This window comes from Pseudomonas sp. Sample_9, from assembly GCF_004307535.1.
Classification (GTDB): Bacteria; Pseudomonadota; Gammaproteobacteria; order Pseudomonadales; family Pseudomonadaceae; genus Aquipseudomonas; species Aquipseudomonas mercuritolerans.
In genome coordinates this window covers 1-1,389 of the sequence record NZ_RAZO01000210.1, presented here as the reverse complement: position 1 = coordinate 1,389, position 1,389 = coordinate 1, and the positions used below count along the sequence as shown (strand labels likewise).

Below are 1,389 nucleotides of genomic sequence, written 5' to 3'. Positions count from 1 at the left end.
ACCACCAAATCAGAGCGAGATTGGATGTGAGCAAGCGAGCCTATAACTTCTGCGCCGGTCCGGCGGCGCTGCCTGAAGCTGTCCTGCAGCGCGCCCAGGGTGAACTCCTTGATTGGCACGGCAAGGGTCTGTCGGTCATGGAAATGAGCCATCGCAGCGATGAGTTCGTGTCCATCGCCACCCAGGCCGAGCAGGATCTGCGTGACCTGCTGAATATCCCGTCGAACTACAAAGTGCTGTTCCTCCAGGGTGGCGCCAGCCAACAGTTCGCGCAGATCCCGCTGAACCTGTTGCCGGAAGGCGGCTCGGCCGACTACATCGACACCGGTATCTGGTCGCAGAAAGCCATCGAAGAAGCCTCGCGCTACGGCCACGTCAACGTTGCTGCCACTGCCAAGCCTTACGACTATTTCGCCATCCCCGGTCAGAACGAGTGGAACCTGTCGAAAGACGCCGCTTACGTTCACTACGCGCCGAACGAAACCATCGGCGGTCTGGAATTCCAGTGGATCCCGCAAACCGGTGACGTGCCGCTGGTCGCCGACATGTCTTCCGACATCCTCTCGCGCCCGGTCGATATTTCGCGATTCGGCATGATCTACGCCGGCGCGCAGAAGAACATCGGCCCGAGCGGCATCGTCGTCAACATCATCCGCGAAGACCTGCTCGGCAAGGCCCGCTCGCTGTGCCCGACCATGCTCAACTACAAGGTCGCGGCTGATAACGGTTCGATGTACAACACCCCGCCGACGTTGGCCTGGTACTTGTCCGGTCTGGTGTTCCAGTGGCTGAAAGAGCAGGGCGGCGTCGAAGCGATTGCCAAGCTCAACGACGTCAAGCAGCGCACGCTGTACGACTTCATCGACGCCAGCGGTCTCTACAGCAACCCGATCAACAAGTCGGATCGCTCGTGGATGAACGTGCCGTTCCGTCTGGCTGACGATCGTCTGGACAAGCCGTTCCTCGCCGGTGCCGACGAGCGCGGCCTGCTCAACCTCAAGGGCCACCGCTCGGTGGGCGGCATGCGCGCCTCCATCTACAACGCCGTCGACATCACCGCGGTCAACGCGCTGGTGGCCTACATGGCGGAATTCGAGAAGGAACACGGCTGATGTCCGAGCAAGAACTCAAGGCACTGCGCGTTCGCATCGACGCTCTGGACACCAAAGTCCTCGAGCTGATCAGTGAGCGTGCGCGTTGCGCCCAGGAAGTCGCCCGCGTGAAGATGGCCTCGCTGGCCGAAGGCGAAGTGCCGGTGTTCTATCGTCCCGAGCGCGAAGCTCAGGTGCTCAAGCGTGTGATGGAGCGCAACCAGGGGCCGCTGGGCAACGAAGAAATGGCGCGGCTGTTCCGCGAAATCATGTCGTCGTGCCTGGCGCTGGAGCAGCC

2 protein-coding genes are annotated in these 1,389 nt (G+C 61.7%); both read left to right on the top strand.

The annotated features are described in order from the left end of the window. Positions 1 to 26: 26 nt before the first annotated feature. On the top strand, positions 27 to 1,112 hold the full coding sequence (gene serC, locus D6877_RS11520; protein WP_038860448.1) for a 3-phosphoserine/phosphohydroxythreonine transaminase: 1,086 nt from the start codon (positions 27 to 29) through the stop codon (positions 1,110 to 1,112). Further along, the coding region (pheA, locus tag D6877_RS11515) for a chorismate mutase (RefSeq protein ID WP_130910855.1) at positions 1,112 to 1,389 on the top strand (278 nt) is incomplete at its 3' end. The genes serC and pheA, both read left to right, overlap by 1 nt.